Source organism: Longimicrobium sp., from assembly GCA_036377595.1.
Classification (GTDB): Bacteria; Gemmatimonadota; Gemmatimonadetes; order Longimicrobiales; family Longimicrobiaceae; genus Longimicrobium.
The window spans coordinates 1-19,666 of the sequence record DASUYB010000192.1; the positions used below are offsets into that span (position 1 = coordinate 1).

Sequence of the window (19,666 nt, forward strand, 5' to 3'; positions counted from 1 at the left end):
AGCACCTCGACGCTGCGCTCGCGCTCGTATTGCGCCAGCGCCTCGCGTAGATCGACCGACCCGCGAAGCGCGCGCGATAGCGCGATCGCGTCCTCGAGCGCGAGCTTGGTGCCCGACCCCACCGAGAAGTGCGCGGTGTGCGCGGCATCGCCGATCAGCACGAGCGGAATTTCGCGGTCGCCGACGCGCGTCCACACCGACCACGTCTTGCACGTGATACGCGGGAAGCGCAGCCAGTTCGCCGAGCCGCGCAGGTGCGCCGCGTTGGTCATCAAGCGGTGGCCGTCGAGGTAGCGCGCGAACAGGCGCTCGCACCATGCGGTCGCCTCGTCCTGCGTCATGCGGTCGAGGCCCGCTTTGCGCCAGACCGGCTCCGGCGTCTCGACGATGAACGTGGACGTGTCGTCGTCGTAGCGGTAGGCGTGCGCCTGGAACCAGCCGTGTGGCGTCTCCTCGAACGCGAACGTGAAGGCGTCGAAACGCCGCTTCGTTCCGAACCAGACGTAGCGGCACTGCCGCAGGTCGATGTCCGGGACGAATTGCGCGGCGTGACGCATGCGAATGCGGCTGTTCGCGCCGTCCGACGCGAGCACGAGGTCGGCGCGAAACGCCACAGCGAGGGCGAGCTCGTCTTCGACGTCGGTCTCGAACGCGAGCTCGACGCCTTCCGCCTCGCAGCGGCGCTGCAGGATGTTCAGCAGTCGCTTGCGCCCGATGCCGCAGAAGCCGTGGCCGCCGGAGGTGATCGTGCGGCCCTTGAAGTGGACGTCGATGTCGTCCCAGTGGGCGAAGCTGCCGGTGATGCGGCGATAGCTCTCCTCGTCGGCCGCGCGGAGGTTGCCGAGCGTCTGGTCGCTGAACACCACGCCCCAGCCGAAGGTGTCGTCGGGGCGGTTCCGCTCCAGCACCGTGACCTGGTGCCGCGGGTCCGCCTTTTTCATCAGCAGTGCGAAGTACAGCCCCGCCGGCCCGCCGCCGATGGTGACGACCTTCAAGCCCCGCCCTCCGCCACTGGTGTGCGATGCGTGCGATGAACGCGGGTAGTGTACGGGACGGCGCGGATGGCGGGAAGGGGAGGGTAGAGACAGGCGGACGGATCTGCCCACAACCCAGGATGGGGATGCGAGTGGGATGGGTGGGAGGATGCGAGTGGGATGGATAGCAGTATGCGAGTGAACTCGCGGCTACAACTACACGCAGTCCGCCTTCGCGGACTCCCTGGGGCGACGGCATTCGTCCGGAGGGGCAACGGTTGCGCTGGTGCGTGAGGATCAGCGTTCGCGGTGCCGCACCATCGCGGCCGTGTCGACCGTCGGTGAGTCAGCCGCGATGCTGTCCCATATCGCGGTGACGAGTTCAATCCGCCGCTCGACATCAAGGGCGAGAACCGCTTTCATGTCGACGGGATGATTTGGTCGGACGTGGGGACTGGGTTCAGGGGTCGGTTGAGGCACGTGCATGTGTCTCCGCGCATGGCCGTGGAAGATCCTCTCCAGCGTGTCGATGGTGGTGCCGCCGAGATGGTGCTCCTCCTGGCGGAGGATGTAGTCGCGAACGTGGGGCACCTGCTGCTTGGAGAGGGTGAACGCGCCGTAGTATCCCTGCCACTTGAAGAACCCGCCGGGGTCGAGCACCTGTGTCACCAGGTGCGACGAGGCTCCCTTCGCGTGCTGCACCATCTCCGAGATCCGCGTCATCGGATGGAAGCGCACGAGCAGGTGCACGTGGTCCTCGATCCCGCCGATCGCGACGGCGTCGCACCGATGCTTGCGCACCTGGTCGAGAATGCACCCATAGACCGGTTCGCGGAGATCGGGCCGGATGAGCGGCATCCGGTCCCACGTGCTCCAGACGAGATGCAGGTACAGTTGCGTGTATGGCTCGCGCATCGGCGTGGCGGCGGAGGTGTGAGGATGCGGAATAATCACGAATATCGCCTTTCCGCCGCAGCCCCGCGCCCCACAAAAACGACCGCTCCGGCCACGCCACCGCCGGAGCGAAATCATTGTCGCAGTCGAGTCCGCGAAGGCGGACTGTGTGTAGTTGTAGCCGCGACTTCTTCAGTCGCATACTCCACACTCTCGACCCACTCCCTTCCGGCCCCAGCACTACCACCCACCGTCCTCACCCCGTCCGCCCCAGCCTTACCACGATCTCGTACTCCTCGGGGGTGACGGGCTGGACGGAGAGGCGGCTCTTGTTGATCACCAGCATCTTCTCCAGCCCAGATGTCTGGCGCAGCTCGTCGAGGCCGATCACGCGCGGGAACGCCTCGGCGAACTCGACGTCGACCATGTACCAGCGCGGGTCGTCGTCCGACGCCTTCTCGTCGAAGTACTCGCTCTCGGGGTCGCGGGCGGTGGGGTCGGGGTAGCCGCGCGAGGCCACGCGCGCCAGCCCCGCCACGCCGATCGGCTCGGTGTTGCTGTGGTAGAAGAGCACCGGGTCGCCCGGGCGCATGTCGTCGCGCATGAAGTTGCGCGCCTGGTAGTTGCGCACGCCCTCCCAGAACGTCTTCCCGTCGCGCCGCAGGTCGGAGATCGAGTAGACCTCCGGCTCGCTCTTCATCAGCCAGTGCTTCGCCATCCGCGTCCCCCCTCGAGTGCGTCGTCGTCTCCATCTCCCGGCCTCCCGGAGACATCATGGGCGCGCGCGGGGGCGGGATCAAGTGAACGGAGAACGGGAGGTGGGGCAGAGTTGGCCACCGTGGACGGTCAATTGGCTCTAGACGAGCGATGGTGATCCGGTGCAGACCAGGAAATCCGCCCCAGCCGCGGACGAAGGAAGCTGCACGGGAGGGATGGATCGGGCCGGTTCGAAGCGCCGAATGGCGCGTTTCTGCCGATGGCTTGCATCTTACACCGAATCCGCCTTTCTTTGGGGGCCCTGAATCCGGATGCACGCAGCGTCCGGAAGTGATACGCCCCAGTCCCGCGCGGAGGCCCGTCGCATGCCCAATCCGTCGATGCCCGGATCCTCTTCCTGCGTCCCCAGCGGCTACCTCGGCTCGGGGAACTGACCGTCGTCCGCCGCGGGGGATTGACCGCGGGGCGGCCGGGCGATCCATTCACGGCCAGACCGCCTCGACAGTCCCCCGCGCCCGTGAACCGCCCGTGAGCACGCAACCCGCGAAGGACCCCTGGATCCAACGGCCGCGGCCGCGCCCTGGTGCGCGGCTGCGGCTTCTGCTGCTGCCGCATGCCGGCGGCGGCGCCTCGATGTTCCGCGGCTGGGCCGACGCCCTGCCGCCCGACGTGGAGGTGTGCCCGGTGCAGCTTCCCGGGCGCGAGGACCGCATCCGCGAGCCGGCCATCGACCGGATGGAGCCGCTGGTGCTGGCGCTGGCCGGCGCGCTGGAGCGCTGGCGCGACCTGCCGTACGCGGTGTTCGGCCACAGCAACGGCTCGGTGGTGGGCTTCGAGCTGGCGCGCCACGCGCGGCGCACCGGCACGCCCGGGCCGGTGCACCTGTTCGCCTCCGGCCGCCGCGCGCCCGACCAGCCCTCGCGCCTGCCGGACGTGCGCCAGCTGCCGGACAAGGAGATGATCGCCGAGCTGAGCCGGCTGGGCGGGATGCCGAAGCTGGTGATCGAGCATCCCGAGCTGATGGAGCTCATCCTGCCGCTGCTGCGCGCCGACATGGCGCTGATCGAGACGTACGAGTACCGCGAGGAGCCGCCGCTCTCCATCCCCATCACCGGCTACACGGGCGACCAGGACCCGCGCGTGACGGTGGACGAGGCGCGCGGTTGGGAGCGTCACACCAGCGGCGGCTTCCAACTCCGCGTCTTCCCCGGCGACCACTTCTACCTCCTCGGCGGCGACGGCCAGGTGCTGTCCACCCTCTCCGCCGACCTGCGCGCGGCCGTCTCCGCGCTGTAACTGCCTGTAGTTCAACGGCTCGCGCCCGAACGGGAGGCGCCGGAGGAAATGTTCCTCCGGCGCCTCCGCTGCTTTCGCGTGCGGTCCCGCCATGCATCCGGCCAGAGGCGGCAACCGTATCGTACGCGTCGTCCGCAGCGCGCCCTGCGTGGATGCGGCGGAGGGACTCCTCCAGTCCATCTTCACGAGTAGGCAACGTTTTGTCCCGTCAGGCTGGTATTCGTGGCAACAAGAATTGTGTCGGATTCTGCGCAATGCGAGAAATGCGTGGTGTTTTCCTCCGCGATTGGCGCAGGGAGAGCGCTCGTTTCCGTGGGTCGCATCCGTGTCGTTCCGACCTTCGGGGAAAATTCGCCCCAAGCCGGCCGCCGTTCGGGACAGAGCTGCCGCAGCATGCCAGAAACATCAGCAGCGGCGCGGGTTTGTGAATGTTGTGCAGATGCAACGACTTGGGTCAAACTACTACATTTCCGGCGCCGGTTGCATTAGATTGGCGACTGTAAAATCGAGCCACGGCTCCGGGGACTAGGGCGGAGGGCGGTTGAGCGCTCGCCGCCCCGGCGGTTTTTCGTCCCTATTCAGTCCGCTCGAAGTCTCGTTTGGATCGCGTCCGCTACCGACGCGACGCGCCGGCCGCGCGAGGCGGGGCCCGCACCCAGGTGCACTCCGTATACGCCACCGCTGGTACAGTCCCGTGTGGAAGCGCTCCCCACGAGCCGGTCGGCACCGCCGCCCGTTCACCCGCAGTACACGAGGAACCGCAGGTGATCTCCGCCAGTCCGACGCTTCGCCCGACGGCCTTTCCCGCGCCCGACGCGGGGGACGCGTGCGCGCACCACCTCTTCGAGGCGGCCGCCGACGCCGCTCCCCTGGCGCCGGCGGTTGCGCTCGCGGGCGAGACGGTGTGCTTCGCCGCGCTGGACCGCCGCGCCGCCGCGGTGGCCGCGCGGCTGGCCGCGCTGGGGGTGGGCCCCGAGGTGCGGGTGGGCGTGCTGCTGGAGCGCGGGCCCGAGCTGGCGGCCGCGCTGCTGGGGGTGTGGAAGGCGGGCGGCGCGTACGTTCCCCTCGACCCGGATTATCCCGCCGAGCGCATCGCCTACATCCTGGAGGACTCGGGCGCGGCGGCGGTGCTGGCGCACGGCAGCACGCTCGACCGGCTTCCCGCGGACGGGCCGCCGGTGATCGACGTCGACGGGATCCTTGCCGCGGAGGGCGACGGCTTCGAGGACGTGCAGGTGCCGGCCGACGCGCTGGCGTACGTCATCTACACCTCCGGCTCCACCGGGCGCCCCAAGGGCGTCGGCGTGTCGCACCGCTCGCTGGTGTCGCACAACCGGGCGGCGGCGGAGCTGTTCGGGCTCACGCCCGCGGACCGGGTGGCGCAGATCGCGTCGATCGGCTTCGACATCTCGGTGGAGGAGATCTTCCCCACCTGGGCGGCGGGGGCCACGGTGGTGTTCCGCCCCGCAGACGTGCCGCTGATCGGCGACGCGTTCGCGCGGTGGATGGAGCGCGAGGGCGTGACCATCCTCAACATCCCCACCGCGCTGTGGCACGCGTGGGTGGCGGAGATGGGCGACGACGCCGCGCTCCCGCCGTCGCTGCGCCTCGTCGTCGTCGGCGGCGAGAAGGCGCAGGCAGGGACGCTGGCCCGGTGGCGCCGCGTCGCGGGCGAGCGCGCGCGGTGGATGAACAGCTACGGCCCGACGGAGGCGACGGTCACGGCCACTGCGTGGGAGCCGGAGCCGGGCGCCGCGCCGTCCGAGGGCGAGGTGCCGATCGGCGGGCCGCTGGCCAACACGCGCTGCCTGGTGCTGGACGAGATGCTTCGTCCCGCCGCGCCGGGCGAGGCGGGGGAGCTGTGCCTGGGCGGGCTGGGCGTGGCGCGCGGCTACCTGGGGCGCGCGGCGCTGACGGCCGAGCGTTTCGTCCCCGATCCCCAGTCGGTCATGCCCGGCGCGCGGATGTACCGCACGGGCGACCGGGTGCGCTGGCGCGAAAGTGCGGAAGTGCGTGAGTGCGGAAGTGCGCTGGGTTCCGCGCGCGACGAACGCACTGGCGCACTCGCGCACTCACGCACCGCGGTTCTCGAGTTCCTGGGCCGCCTGGACGACCAGGTGAAGGTCGGCGGGTTCCGCGTGGAACCCGGCGAGGTGGAGACGGTGCTCGCAGAGCACGCGGACGTGGCGCAAGCGGCCGTGGTCGCGCGCGACGATGGCACCGGGCGCACGCGCCTGGTGGCCTACGTCGTCCCGCGCGCCGGGTCGGACGCGGACGAGGCCGCGCTGCGGCGCTGGCTGCGCGGCCTCCTTCCCGGCTTCATGGTGCCATCGGCCGTCGTCCTGCTCGACGCGCTGCCGCTGACGCCGCACGGCAAGGTCGACCGCCGCGCGCTTCCCGCGCCCGCCGCGCTGCTGCCGGTGGAGGGCGACGCCGCGCCCGCGGGCGACACCGAGCGCACGGTGGCGGAGATCTGGAGCGAGGTGCTCGGTTTCGGGCCGATCCCCTCCGACGCGGACTTCTTCGACCTGGGCGGGCACTCGCTGCTGGGGATGCTGGTCCTCTCGCGCATCGGCCAGCGCTTCGGGGTGGAGCTGCCCGTGCGCGCGCTGTTCGACGCGCCCACGGCTGCCGCGCTGGCCGCGCGCATCGACGCGGCGCGCGGCGCGCCGGTCGTTCCGCATCCGCCGCTGCGGCCGGTGCTGCGCGAGCAGCCGCTCCCCCTCTCCTTCGCCCAGCAGCGGCTCTGGTTCCTGCACCAGATGGAGCCGGAGAGCCCCTTCTACAACATCCCCGCCGCCGTCCGCCTCGCCGGCGCGCTGGACGCCGATTCGCTCCGCCGCGCGCTGGCCGAGATCGTCCGCCGCCACGAGGCGCTCAGGACGACGTTCCTGGCGACGGCGGACGGCTCCGTCCAGGTCGTGCATGCCGCGCAGCCTTCCTTCGATCTCCCCTTCCACGACCTGTCGGGGGATGCGGATGCCGAGGCCGAGGCGCTGCGCATCGCGGCCGTCGAGGCGGAGACGCCCTTCGACCTGATGCGCGACGTGCTGCTGCGCGCGGTGCTGATCCGCGTCTCCCCCGAGGAGCACCTGCTGGTCCTCAATCTCCACCACGTGGCGGGCGACGGGTGGTCGGTCGGCGTGCTCTTCCGCGAGATCGCGGCGCTGTACGCGGCCTTCCGCGACGGGCGGCCGTCGCCGCTCCCCGATCTCCCCGTGCAGTACGCGGACTTCGCGGTGTGGCAGCGCGAGTGGCTGCGCGAGGAGGTGCTCGAGGCGCAGCTGGCCTACTGGCGCGGCCGCCTGGCCGGCGCGCCCGCCGTGCTCGAGCTGCCCACCGATCGCCCCCGCCCCGCGGTGCAGACCTACCGCGGCGCCGTCCTCTCCTTCGAGATCCCCGCGGAGCTGACGGCCAGGCTGCGCGAGGCGGCGCGGCGAGCGGACGCCACGCTGTTCATGGTGCTGCTGGCCGGCTTCGACCTGCTGATCCACCGCCTCTCGGGCCGCGACGACGTCGTCGTGGGCTCGCCCATCGCGGGGCGGGTGCGGCGCGAGGTGGAGGGGCTGATCGGCTTCTTCGTGAACACCATGGCGCTGCGCACCGACCTCTCCGGCGACCCCACGTTCGCGGAGCTGGTCGGCCGCGTGCGCGAGACGACGCTGGAGGCGTACGCGCACCAGGATCTCCCCTTCGAGCGCGTGGTGGAGGAGCTGCAGCCGGAGCGCACGCTCAGCCACAACCCGCTCTTCCAGGTCGCCTTCGCGCTGCAGAACGTGGCGATGGAGCCGGTGGACGCGCCCGGGCTGCGGCTGTCGCTCGAAGACGTCGACAGCGGCACCAGCAAGTTCGACATGTTCCTGGAGATGCTGGAGGAGGGCGGCCGGCTGCGCGGGAACCTGGAGTACGCCACGGACCTGTGGGAGCCCGCCACGGTGCGGCGGATGGTCGCGCTCTTCCTGCGGCTGCTGGAGGGCGTGGCCGGCGACGGCGCGCTCCCCATCTCCCACGCGGCGCTGCTCGACGGCGCGGACGCGAGCGGCGAGGTCTCCGCCTGGAACCGGACGGCGCGCGACTATCCGCGCGAGTCCACCGTCCACGCGCGCTTCGCCGCCGTCGCGGCCGCGCGGCCCGAGGCCGTCGCCGTGTCGTGGGAGGGCGGGGCGATGACGTACGCGGAGCTGGACGCCCGCGCGAACCGCATCGCCAACCACCTGGTCCGGCTCGGCGTGACGGCGGACGAGCCGGTGGCGCTCCTGGCCGACCGCTCGCCCGGCCTGATCGCGGCGATCCTGGGGATCCTGAAGGCGGGCGGCGCGTACGTCCCCATCAACCCCAAGTATCCGCGCAGCCGCGTCGCCTTGATGCTGGACGACTGCGGTGCGCGCGTCATCGTCACCGAATCCGCATTCGCCCCGGTGCTGCCGGAGCGCGACGGGCTGACGGTCGTCTCGCTCGACGCGGACGCGGGGGCGATCGCGCTGGAGCCGGCGGAGGCGCCCGTCGTCGCCATTTCGGCGGACAGCGCGGCGTACGTGATCTACACGTCGGGGTCGACGGGGCGGCCGAAGGGCGTCGTCGTTCCCCACCGCGCGGTGATGCGGCTGGTGATCAACACCGACTTCGCCGGGTTCGGGGCGGGGGAGACGTGGCTGCAGCTGGCGCCCGTGGCCTTCGACGCCAGCACGCTGGAGCTGTGGGGGCCGCTGCTGAACGGCGCGCGGCTGGCGCAGTATCCCCCGATCGCCGTGGACCCGGCCGAACTGGGCGCGTTCATCCGGCGGCAGGGGGTGACCAGCGCGTGGCTGACCGCCGGTCTCTTCCACCAGATGGTGGACACCACGCCCGACGCCATCTCCGGGCTGCGGCAGCTGCTGGCCGGCGGCGACGTGCTGAGCGCGCCGCACGTCCGCCGCGTGCTGGAGGCCTTCCCCGGCGTGCGGCTGATCAACGGCTACGGACCCACGGAGAACACCACCTTCTCCTGCTGCCGCACCATCACCGCGGCCGACGTGGAGCGGGCGTCGATCCCCATCGGCCAGCCCATCGCCAACAGCACGGCGTACGTGCTGGACCCGCATCTCAACCCCGTGCCGGTGGACGTCCCCGGCGAGCTGTTCGTGGGTGGCGAAGGGCTGGCGCGCGGCTACCTGGGCGCGCCGCGGATGTCGGCGGAGCGCTACGTCCCGCATCCGTACGCGGAGACGCCCGGCGCGCGGCTCTATCGCACGGGCGACCGCGTGCGCCGGCGGCCGGACGGGAGCATCGAGTTCCTGGGCCGCATCGACGAGCAGGTGAAGATCCGCGGCTACCGCATCGAGCCCGGCGAGATCGAATCGGTGCTGGAGCGCAGCCCGCTAGTCGCCAAGGCCGCCGTGCACGTGCGCGAGGACGCGCCGGGCGACAAGCGGCTGGTGGGATACGTCATTCCCGCGAAACCCGGCGCGGAGGCGGTCGCAACGGCGGCGGACGGCGAGACGGCCGAGCGCCAGGTGCACCAGTGGGAGACGCTGTTCGACGACGTCTACACCGGGTCGCGCGGCACCGACGAGGGCGACGAGACCTTCGACATCATCGGCTGGAACAGCTCGTACACCGGCCAGCCCATCCCCGCGGAGGAGATGCGGGAGTGGGTCGACCGCACCGTGGAGCGCATCCTCGCCCTCGGCCCGAAGCGCGTGCTTGAGCTGGGCGTGGGGACGGGGCTCCTCCTCTTCCGCGTCGCACCGTCGTCCGCCGAGTACGTGGGGACGGACTTCTCCGCACAGGTGCTGGCGCGGCTGGAGGAGCGGCTGCGTTCCGCGCCTGTCCAGCTCCCGCCCGTCCGCCTCCTGCAGCGCGAGGCGGCCGACTTCGCGGGCGTGGGCGGCGGCTTCGATACTGCCATCCTCAACTCCGTCTGCCAGTACTTCCCCGGCGCCGAGTACTTCGCGCGCGTGGTGGAGATGACGGTGGACGCGCTGGCGGACGGCGGCGCCTTCTTCATCGGCGACGTGCGCAGCCTGTGGACGCTGGACGCGTTCCGCACGGCCATCGAGTTCGAGGTGGCGGCGCCGTCGGTCTCCACGCGCGACCTGCGGCAGCGCGCGCGGCGGATCGTGGAGGAGGAAGAAGAGCTCGTCGTCGAGCCCGACTTCTTCCGCGCGCTCCGGCGCCGCATCCCCCGCATCTCGCGAGTGGAGACGCGGGTCAAGCGCGGGCGACACCACAACGAGCTCACCCGCCACCGCTTCGACGTCGTCGTCCACGTCGGTCCGCCGGTGGAGATCCCCGTCGCCCCCTCCATCGAGTGGGATGCGGGGATGGACGTCACCAGCATGGAGGAGATGGTGCGGGGGCGTGGCGGCGAGCCCGTCGCCATCCTCGGCATCCCCGACGCGCGGCTGTGGCGCGAGCTGCGGATCGTGCAGCTGCTGGAGATGGAGGAGGGGCCGGAGACGGTGGCCGACGCGCGCGCCGTGCTCGACGCCGAGCCGTCACCCGCCATCGACCCCGAGGCGCTGTGGGCGCTGGGCGACGCGCTGGGGATGGAGGTGGAGATCCGCCACGCGGGCGCGCAGGCGCCGGGGCGCGTCGACGCGCTCTTCCGCCGGCGTGGCGACGAGGTGGCCTTCCCCGAGCGGCCGCTGCTGGAGAAGGAGATGGTTGGCTATGCCAACGATCCGCTCTGGGCCGCGCAGGCGCGCGACCTGGCGCCGCGGCTGCGCGCGTGGCTGAAGGAGCAGCTCCCCGAGCACATGGTGCCCGGCGCGCTGGTGGTGATGGACGCCTTCCCCCTGACGCCCAACGGGAAGGTGGACCGCCGGGCCCTGCCCGCGCCCGAGCCGGCGCGGCTGGGCGGCACCGAGGAAGGCGTCGAGCCGCGGACGGAGACGGAGCAGCGGCTGGCCGCGATCTGGGCCGAGGTGCTGCGGCTGGAGAACGTCTACGTCGACGACAACTTCTTCGACCTGGGCGGCCATTCTCTCCTCGCCACGCAGCTCGCGACGCGGGTGCGCGAGGGCTTCGGCATCCAGCTCCCCCTGCAGCGCATCTTCGAGGCGCCGACCGTCGCCTCGCTGGGGGCGATCGTGGACGCGGCGCGCGACGAGGCGCTGGCGGGGCTGATCGACGAGCTGGAGACGCTGAGCGACGACGAGGTGCGCGCGCTGCTGGAGGCGGAGGGCGCCTTCGGCGAGAGCGGCATGGCCACCGCGGGGGACTGACGGATGGCCGACGTTCTCAAGCGCCTGCAGGACCTTTCGCCCGAACGGCGGCGCCTGCTGGAGCTGCGCCTGAAGATGCAGCAGGAGCAGGCCGCCGGCCCCGAGCTGCGCCCGCGCGCCCGCCCGGACGGCACCGCGCCGCTGAGCTACGCGCAGGCGCGGCTGTGGGTGCTGGACCGGATGGACCCCGGCAGCGCCGCGTACAACATGCCGCACCCGCTGCGCATCCGCGGCCCGCTGGACGCGGAGGCGCTCGCGCGCGCGCTCGAGGCCCTGCGCGCGCGCCACGAGACGCTGCGCACGACCTTCGCCGAGCGCGAGGACGGGCCGGTACAGGTGATCCACGCACCGTCGCCCATCTCCCTGCCGCTCGCCGATCTGTCCGACTTGTCCCAGATCGAGGGCGAGGCGGAGGTGCGGCGGCGGGTGGACGAGGACGCGAACACCGGGTTCGACCTCGTGGCCGGGCCGCTCGTGCGCGCGTCGCTGCTGCGGCTGTCGGCGGACGAGCACGTGCTGCTGCTGTGCATGCACCACATCGTCAGCGACGGGTGGAGCATGGGCGTGTTCGCGCGCGAGCTGGGCGCGCTGTACGCGGCGATGCGCGAGGGGCGCGAGCCGCATCTCCCGCCGCTGCCGGTGCAGTACGCGGACTTCGCGGCGTGGCAGCGCGAGCACCTGCGCGGCGACGAGCTGGCGCGCTTGACCGCGTTCTGGAAACACGCGCTGGAAGGCGCGCCCGCCGCGCTGGAGCTGCCGACGGACCGCGTCCGCCCCGGCGCGGAGAGCCACCGCGGGCGCACGCTGAAGACGCGCATCGCCGCGGATACGGCTGCGCGGCTGCGCGACTTCGCGCGTGCGGAGGGGGCGACGCTGTTCAACGTGCTGACCGCCGCCTTCCGCGTGGTCCTCGCGCGCCACAGCGGGCAGGACGACGTGGTGCTGGGCACGCCCGTCGCCAATCGCCAGAAGACGGAGCTGGAGGGGCTGGTCGGCTTCTTCGTCAACACCCTCCCGCTGCGCTCGCGCGTCTCCGGCGGCGACACCTTCCGCGCGCTCGTCCACCGCGAGAAGACCGTCGCGCTGGCGGCGTTCAACCACCAGGACCTGCCGTTCGACCGCATCGTCGAGGAGCTGCGGCTGCCGCGCGACCCCGCGCGCAACCCCGTGTTCCAGGCGATGGTCACGCTGCAGAACGCGCGGATGGAGCCGGTGGCGTTGGGCGGCGTGGAGATCACGCCGCTGGCGCCCGAGTACCACACCGCCAAGTTCGACCTGACGCTGGACCACTACGAGGAGGACGACGGCGCCGTCCGCATGGAGGCGGAGTGGGCCACGGACCTCTTCGACGAGCCGACGGTGGCGCTGATCGTCGGCCACGTGCACGCGCTGCTGGCGGACGGGCTCGCCAAGCCCGGCGCGCCGCTGCGCGAGCTGGCGGGCGCGTCGGTGGCGGAGCGCCGCTTCGCCATCGCGGCGGTGAACGCGACGGCGGCGGAGTACGAGCGCGAGGCGCCCATCCACCGCCTGTTCGAGGCGCGCGCGGCCGAGACGCCGGACGCCGTCGCCGCCGAGTTCGGCGACTCGACGCTGACCTACGCGGAGCTGGACGCGCGGGCCACGCGGCTGGCGCACCGTCTCCGCGCGCGCGGCGTCGGCCTGGAGAGCCGCGTCGGCGTGGCGATGGAGCGCTCGGCGGACCTCGTCGCCGCGATGCTGGCGGCGCTGAAGGCGGGGGCGGCGTACGTCCCGCTCGACCCGTCGTATCCCGCCGAGCGGCTGGCGTTCATGCTGGAGGATGCCGGCGTCGGCGCGCTCCTCGTCGCCGGGGACGTCCCGCCTGCGCTGGCGTCGTTCGCCGGGCCGATCCTCTCCATCTCGGCAGATGGGGATGACGGCGCCGCGGACGCATCCCCCGATCTCCCGATCGAAGTACCGGCGGATGCGCTCGCGTACGTGGTCTACACGTCGGGATCGACCGGGCGGCCGAAGGGGATCGGGATTCCGCACCGGGCGGTGACGCGCCTCGTGCGCAACACGGCGTACGTGCCGTTCGGGCCGGCGGAGCGGATCGCGCAGGCGTCGAACGCCAACTTCGACGCCATCACCTTCGAGGTGTGGGGCGCGCTGCTGAACGGCGGCGCGGTGGTCGGCCTGGACCGCGACACCACGCTGGAGCCGGAGACGCTGGTCGCCGCGCTGCGCGAGAAGCGCATCACCGCCACGTTCCTCACGACGGCGCTGTTCAACCAGGTGGCGCGCCGGATCCCGGACGGCTTCAACTCCATCTCCCACCTGCTGTTCGGCGGCGAGGCGTGCGACCCGGCCGCCGTCCGCGCGGTGCTGGACGCCGGCGGCCCGAAGCGGCTGCTGCACGTCTACGGGCCGACGGAGAGCACGACGTTCGCGACCTGGCACCCGATCGCCGCCGTCCCCGCGGACGCGGCGACGGTGCCGATCGGCCGGCCGCTCGCGAACACGACGGCGTACGTCGTGGACGCGGACGGGCGCGCGTGCAACCCCGGCGAGCCCGGCGAGCTCCTGCTCGGCGGCGACGGGCTGGCGCGCGGCTACCTGGCTCGCCCCGCGCTGACCGCCGCGTCGTTCGTCCCCGACCCGTTCTCCGGCACGCCCGGCGCGCGGCTCTATCGCACGGGCGACCGGGTGCGGCTGCGCGAGTGCGAAAGTGCGAAGGTGCGAAAGTGCGAAAGTGACGCGCCCGCAACCACTTTCGCACCCTCGCACTCTCGCACTTTCGCACTGGAGTTCCTCGCCCGCATCGACGAGCAGGCGAAGATCCGCGGCTTCCGCATCGAGCCGGGCGAGGTGGAGGCGGCGCTGCGCGAGCTGGACGGCGTGCGCGACTGCGCCGTCGTCGTCCGCACCGACGGCGGGGAGAAGCGGCTCGTCGCGTACGTCGTCCCCGCGAACGGCAGCGCGCCGTCCCCCGCCGGCCTGCGCGAGGCGCTGGGCGGGCGGCTGCCGGACTACATGGTGCCCACCGCGTTCGTCGCGCTCGACGCCATCCCCCTGACGCCGAACGGGAAGACGGACCGCCGCGCGCTCCCCGCGCCGGAAGCCGGCGCGCACGAGGACTTCGTCGCCCCCGCCACGCCGTCGGAGACCGCGCTGGCGGAGATCTGGGCGCAGGTGCTGGGCGTCGACCGCGTGAGCGTCGAAGACGATTTCTTCCTCCTCGGCGGCCATTCGCTGCTGGCGACGCAGGTGGTCTCGCGCATCCGCCGCGCGCTGGGCGCCGAGGTGCCGCTGCGCGCCGTGTTCGAAGCGCCGACGGTGCGCCGTCTGGCCGCGCGCGTCGACGCGCTGGCGGGGACGGGCGAGGCGCGGCTGCCGCCGGTGGTCCCCGTCGACCGCGCGGGCGCGCTGCCGCTGTCGTTCGAGCAGGAGCGGCTCTGGTTCCTGGAGCGGATGGAGCCCGAGGCGGGCGTCTACAACATGCCCGTGCGCATCCGCCTGCGCGGCTCGTTGAACGCGGAGGCGCTGCGCCGCGCGCTGGAGACGGTCGTCCATCGCCACGAGGCGCTGCGCACGCTCGTCGGTGAGGAGGCCGCGGGGCCGGTGCAGACGGTCGCCCCGCCCGCGCGTCTCGATCTCCCGCTGGTGGTCGCCGAAAACGAGGCGGACGCGCGCGGGGTGATGGACGAGGAGGCGTGGCGGCCGATCGACCTGGAGCGCGGCCCCCCCACCCGCGCGCTCCTCGTCCGCGTCGCCGACGACGAGCACGTCCTCGCCCTCAACGTCCACCACGCGCTGGCGGACGGCTGGTCGCTGGGGATCATCCTGCGCGAGGCCTCCGCCGCCTACGAGGCGCTCGCGCGCGGGGACGATCCGCATCTCCCCGAAGTCCCCCTGCAGTACGGCGACTTCGCGGCGTGGCAGCGCATGCACCTGACGGCGGATCGCATCGCGGCGATGGCGGGGTGGTGGCGCGAGCGGCTGGCCGGCGCGCCGCCCCTGCTGGAGCTGGCCACCGACCGCCCCCGCCCCGCGCGCCAGAGCTTCCGCGGCGCCGCGCTCCCCGTCCACCTCCCCGCGGAGCTCGTGCGCCGCGTCAAGGCGCTCGCCCAGGCCGAGGGCGCGACCGCGTTCATGGCGCTGCTCGCCGGTTTCCAGGTGCTGCTGGGGCGTCTCGCCAACCAGGACGACGTGGTGGTCGGCACCCCGGTCGCGGGGCGCGGCCGCGCGGAGACGGAGGGGATCGTCGGCCTGTTCGTGAACACGCTGGCGCTGCGCACCGACCTCTCCGCGAACCCCGGCTTCCGCGCGCTCCTGGGCCAGGTGCGCGAGACCACGCTCGGCGCGTTCGCGCGGCAGGAGCTGCCGTTCGAGAAGCTGGTGGAGGCGCTGAACGTGGAGCGCTCGCTGAGCCACGCGCCCGTGTTCCAGGTGATGTTCGAGCTGAACAGCCAGGAGACGGGAAACCTGGCCCTCCCCGGCGTCGCCGCGAGCTACGACGAGCTGGAGAAGCGCGCCGCCAAGTTCGACCTGACGCTGAGCCTGGAAGAGACGGCGGACGGGGCGATGGAGGGCGCGCTGGAGTACGCGACCGACCTGTTCGACGCGGCCACGGCGGAGCGCATCGCCGTGCGCTACCGGGTGCTGCTGGAGGCGCTGGCCGCCGCGCCGGACGCGCCCGTGGCCGCAGTGGAGATGCTGCTCCCCGGCGAGCGCGAGCGGCTGGCGGCGTGGAGCGACGGCGGCCCGGCCGTGGGCCCGCTGGCCGGCCACCGGCTGGTGGAGCGCTGGGTGGCGCGCACGCCGGACGCGACCGCGCTGCTGCTGGACGACGGCACGGCGTGGAGCTACGCCGAGTTGGACCGCCGCGCCAACCGCCTCGCGCGGCACCTGCGCGCGCTGGGCGCCGGGCCGGAGCGCGTCGTGGCGATCATGCTGGAGCGCTCGGCCGACCAGGTGGCGGCGGTGCTGGCCGCGTGGAAGGCGGGCGCCGCGTATCTCCCCATCGATCCCGCGTACCCGGCCGAGCGGCGCGCGTACATGCTGGCCGACTCGGGCGCGGGGATCGTGCTCACCCGCGCGGGGCTGGCCGACGGGATGGACACGGCCGCCGCGCGGGTGGAGACGATGGAGCAGGCGTGGGCCGCGGCGGACGCGCTCTCCGACGTCCCGCTGGACGTGGAGGTCGACGACGCGGGGATCGCGTACCTGATCTACACCTCCGGCTCCACCGGGCGCCCCAAGGGGGTGATGGTGACGCACGCGGGGCTGGAGAACCTGGCCGAGGGGCAGTCGTGGGGGTTCGGCATCCGCCCCGGGATGCGGGTGCTGCAGTTCGCGTCGTTCAGCTTCGACGCGGCGCTGGCGGACTTCGTCTCCACCCTGGGCAACGGCGCCACGCTGGTGCTGGCCGCGCCCGACGCGCTTCTCCCCGGCCGGCCGCTGGCCGACACGCTGCGCGGGCGGGAGATCGAGATGGTCTTCCTTCCCCCCTCCGCCTGGGCGGTGCTGCCGGAGGTCGAGCTGCCGGCGCTGAAGACGGTGATCTCCGGCGGCGAGGCGTGCCCGCCCGAGGTGGTGGCGCGCTGGAGCCCGGGGCGGCGCTTCGTGAACGCGTACGGGCCCACGGAGACCACCGTCTGCGCCAGTTGCGCGGTGCTGGAGGGTTCCCCCGCGGGACGCGCGCCGATCGGCGCGCCGATGCAGGGCCTGCGCGTGCACGTGCTCGACCGCGCGGGGCACCCGGCGCCCGTCGGCATCCCCGGCGATCTCTGCATCGGGGGGATCGGCGTGGCGCGCGGCTACCACGGACGGCCGGGGCTGACCGCGGAGCGCTTCGTCCCCGACGCGCACGCCCCCGAGCCGGGCGCAAGGATGTACCGCACGGGGGATCTCGCCCGGTGGACGGCGGAGGGGCAGCTGGAGTACCTGGGCCGGCTGGACCACCAGGTGAAGCTGCGCGGCTTCCGCATCGAGCTGGGCGAGGTGGAGGCGGCTCTGGCCGGGCGCCCCGAGGTGCGCGAGGCGCTGGCGCTGGTGCGCCCCTCGCCCGCGGGCGACCCGCGGCTGGTGGCGTACGTCACCCCCGGCGGCGCGGAGGCCGACGGCACGGCGCTGCGGTCGGCGCTGCGGCGCTCGCTCCCCGAGCACATGGTGCCGGCGGAGGTCGTGGCCCTGGACGCCTTCCCGCTCACCCCCAACGGCAAGGTCGACCGCGCCGCGCTCCCCGAGCCGCGCTGGGGCGCCGGCTCCGCCTCGGCCGCGCCGCGCGCCGGGACGGAGGAGGTGCTGGCGGAGATCTGGCGCGAGGTGCTGGGCGTGGAGCGCGTGGGGCGCGGCGACGGCTTCTTCGCGCTGGGAGGGCACTCGCTGCTGGCCGCGCGCACCGTCGCCCGCATCCGCCGCGAGCTGGGCGTCGACCTTCCCCTGCGCGAGGTGTTCGACGCGCAGACGCTGGAGGCGCTGGCGCTGAAGGTGGACGCCGAGCGCGCCCGCGCCGGCGGCGTGCCCGACGCGCCCATCGAGCCCGCGCCGCGCGACCGGCCGCTCCCCCTCTCTCCGTCTCAGGAGCGGCTCTGGTTCCTGCAGCGGATGCAGCCCGAGGGCACCGCCTTCAACATGCCGCTCCTCCTGCGGCTGCGCGGCGCGCTGGACGCGGACGCGCTGGCCCGCGCGCTGGGGGAGATCGTCCGCCGGCACGAGCCGCTGCGCACCGTGTTCGCGCGTACGCCGCAGGGGCCGGTGCAGGTGATCCGTCCCGCGGAGCCCATCGATCTCCCCGTCCTCGACCTCTCCGCCGAGCCGGACGCGGAGAAGGCGCTCCGCGCGCTGGCCGACGCCGAGGCCTCCACGCCCTTCGACCTGGAGCGCGGGCCGCTCTTCCGCGTGCGCCTGGCGCGTCTCGTCCCGACGGAGCACGCGCTGGTGGTGGGGATGCACCACGTGGTGGGCGACGGGTGGAGCATGGAGCGGCTGTACGCCGAGCTGACGGCGCTGTACGGCGCCTTCGTGGCCGGCGAGCCGTCGCCGCTTCCCGACCTCGCCGTGCAGTACGCCGACTTCGCCGTCTGGCAGCGCGGCTGGCTGCGGGGCGACTGGCTCCAGCGGCAGATGGAGTACTGGCAGACGAAGCTCGACCACGCGCCGGTCGTCGATCTCCCCACCGACCGCCCGCGGCGCCCGGTGGCCTCGCTGGCCGGCGGCGACGTGGAGACGCTCCTCCCGCGCGCCGACGCCGAGCGGCTGGAGGCGGTGGGGCATGCGGAGGGCGCCACGCCGTTCATGACCTTCCTGGCGCTGTACTGCGTGCTGCTGCAGCGCTGGACCTGGCAGGACGACCTGGTGGTGGGCACGGCGGTGGCGGGTCGAACCCGGCCCGAGCTGGAGCCGCTGATCGGCTTCTTCGTGAACGCCGTGGCGCTGCGCGTGGATGCCGGCGGCGACCCCAGCTTCCGCGAGCTGCTGCAACGCGTGCGCGCCACCACGCTGGAGGCGTACGCGAACCAGGACGTGCCCTTCTCGCGGCTGCTGGAGGAGCTGAAGGTGGAGCGCTCGCTGGGGCACCACCCCCTCACGCAGGTCTCCTTCACCCTGCAGCACGAGGCCCCGATGCCGCACCCCGAGGGGCTGGAGATCGAGGCCGACACCGACCCGGGCGACATCGGCACGGCCAAGGTGGACCTGACGCTGGGGATCGTGCGCCCGCCGGCGGGGCCGCTGCGGGTGTCGTGGGAGTACGCGTCGGACCTGTTCGACGCGGAGACCATCGCGCGGCAGGCGGCGCGCTTCACCCTGCTGGCGCGCGCCGCGGGCGAGCGCCCCGACGCGCCGCTCTCCGCGCTGCTCGACGACGCGCGGACGCCCGTCCACCGCCTCCCCGTCGCCACGTCGGCCACGGAGAGGGCGGCCTCGCCCGACGCGGCGCCGCTGGACGAAACGCCGCTGCACGGCGAGCTGGAGCGCACGGTGGCGGACGCCTGGCGCCAGGTGCTGGGGCGCGACGACGTGGGCGTGAACGACAACTTCTTCGAGATCGGCGGGCACTCGCTGCTGCTGGCGCGGCTGCAGGACGTGCTGGAGCAGGCGCTGGGGCGCGAGGTGGCGCTGGTGGACCTGTTCCGCCGCCCGACGATCCGCGCGTTCGCCGCCGGGCTGGAAGCGGCGCCGCAGCAGGCCGCCGCGCCGCAGCCGACAGCCGCCAAGCGCGGCGAGGACCGCGGCGCGGCGCGCAGGGCGGCGATGGCGAGGAGGAAGTAGGGACGCGGCGCGGCAGGGCGCCCTCCCCGGCTCGCCCTCCCCGGCTCGCCCTCCCCGGCTCGCCCTCCCCGGCTCGCCCTCCCCGGCTCGCCCTCCCCGGCTCGCCCTCCCCGGCTCGCCTAGGCTCGCCACCCCTCCCGTACCGGGAGGGGTAGGGGTGAGGAGATCGGCGCGGGCGGCGGGGATTGGCGCGGCCGCGGGCGGCCCCCTCCCCCGGCCCCTCCCCCGCTGCGCAGGGGAGGGGAGAACAAAGCGCGGGGGAAGGCGACGGGAGCGGACCGCGGGCCTCGCGGTGCACCGGAGGTTGTGACCGAACCGCAGGCGGCGCGGCAGCCCAGAACCCCACCC

The 19,666-nt window shown here is 73.3% G+C and carries 6 protein-coding genes; 3 read left to right on the forward strand and 3 right to left on the reverse strand.

Annotated features, from left to right (window positions below; translation table 11 throughout):
• The 3 genes from VF092_30455 to VF092_30465 form a co-directional block, all read right to left on the reverse strand.
• Nucleotides 1-995: FAD-dependent monooxygenase (locus tag VF092_30455; GenBank protein ID HEX6751654.1), on the reverse strand; the 995-nt coding region annotated here is incomplete at its 3' end.
• Nucleotides 996-1,271: 276 nt separating this feature from the next.
• Nucleotides 1,272-1,889 (reverse strand): transposase, encoded by a 618-nt coding sequence (locus VF092_30460; protein ID HEX6751655.1) that lies wholly within the window; start codon nucleotides 1,887-1,889, stop codon nucleotides 1,272-1,274.
• 235 nt (nucleotides 1,890-2,124) lie between these two features.
• Nucleotides 2,125-2,586, reverse strand: a complete 462-nt coding sequence (locus VF092_30465; GenBank protein HEX6751656.1) for an EVE domain-containing protein — start codon at nucleotides 2,584-2,586, stop codon at nucleotides 2,125-2,127.
• Nucleotides 2,587-3,113: 527 nt separating this feature from the next.
• Here VF092_30465 and VF092_30470 point away from each other — a divergent pair.
• The 3 genes from VF092_30470 to VF092_30480 all read left to right on the forward strand — a co-directional run bounded on the left by VF092_30470 (nucleotide 3,114) and on the right by VF092_30480 (nucleotide 19,318).
• A complete protein-coding gene (locus VF092_30470; GenBank protein ID HEX6751657.1) occupies nucleotides 3,114-3,881 on the forward strand; it encodes a thioesterase domain-containing protein in 768 nt (255 codons plus the stop codon).
• 764 nt (nucleotides 3,882-4,645) lie between these two features.
• Nucleotides 4,646-11,086, forward strand: coding sequence for an amino acid adenylation domain-containing protein (locus VF092_30475; GenBank protein ID HEX6751658.1), 6,441 nt, complete (start codon nucleotides 4,646-4,648; stop codon nucleotides 11,084-11,086).
• A 3-nt stretch (nucleotides 11,087-11,089) separates the two neighbouring features.
• A complete protein-coding gene (locus tag VF092_30480; GenBank protein HEX6751659.1) occupies nucleotides 11,090-19,318 on the forward strand; it encodes an amino acid adenylation domain-containing protein in 8,229 nt (2,742 codons plus the stop codon).
• Nucleotides 19,319-19,666: the final 348 nt, after the last annotated feature.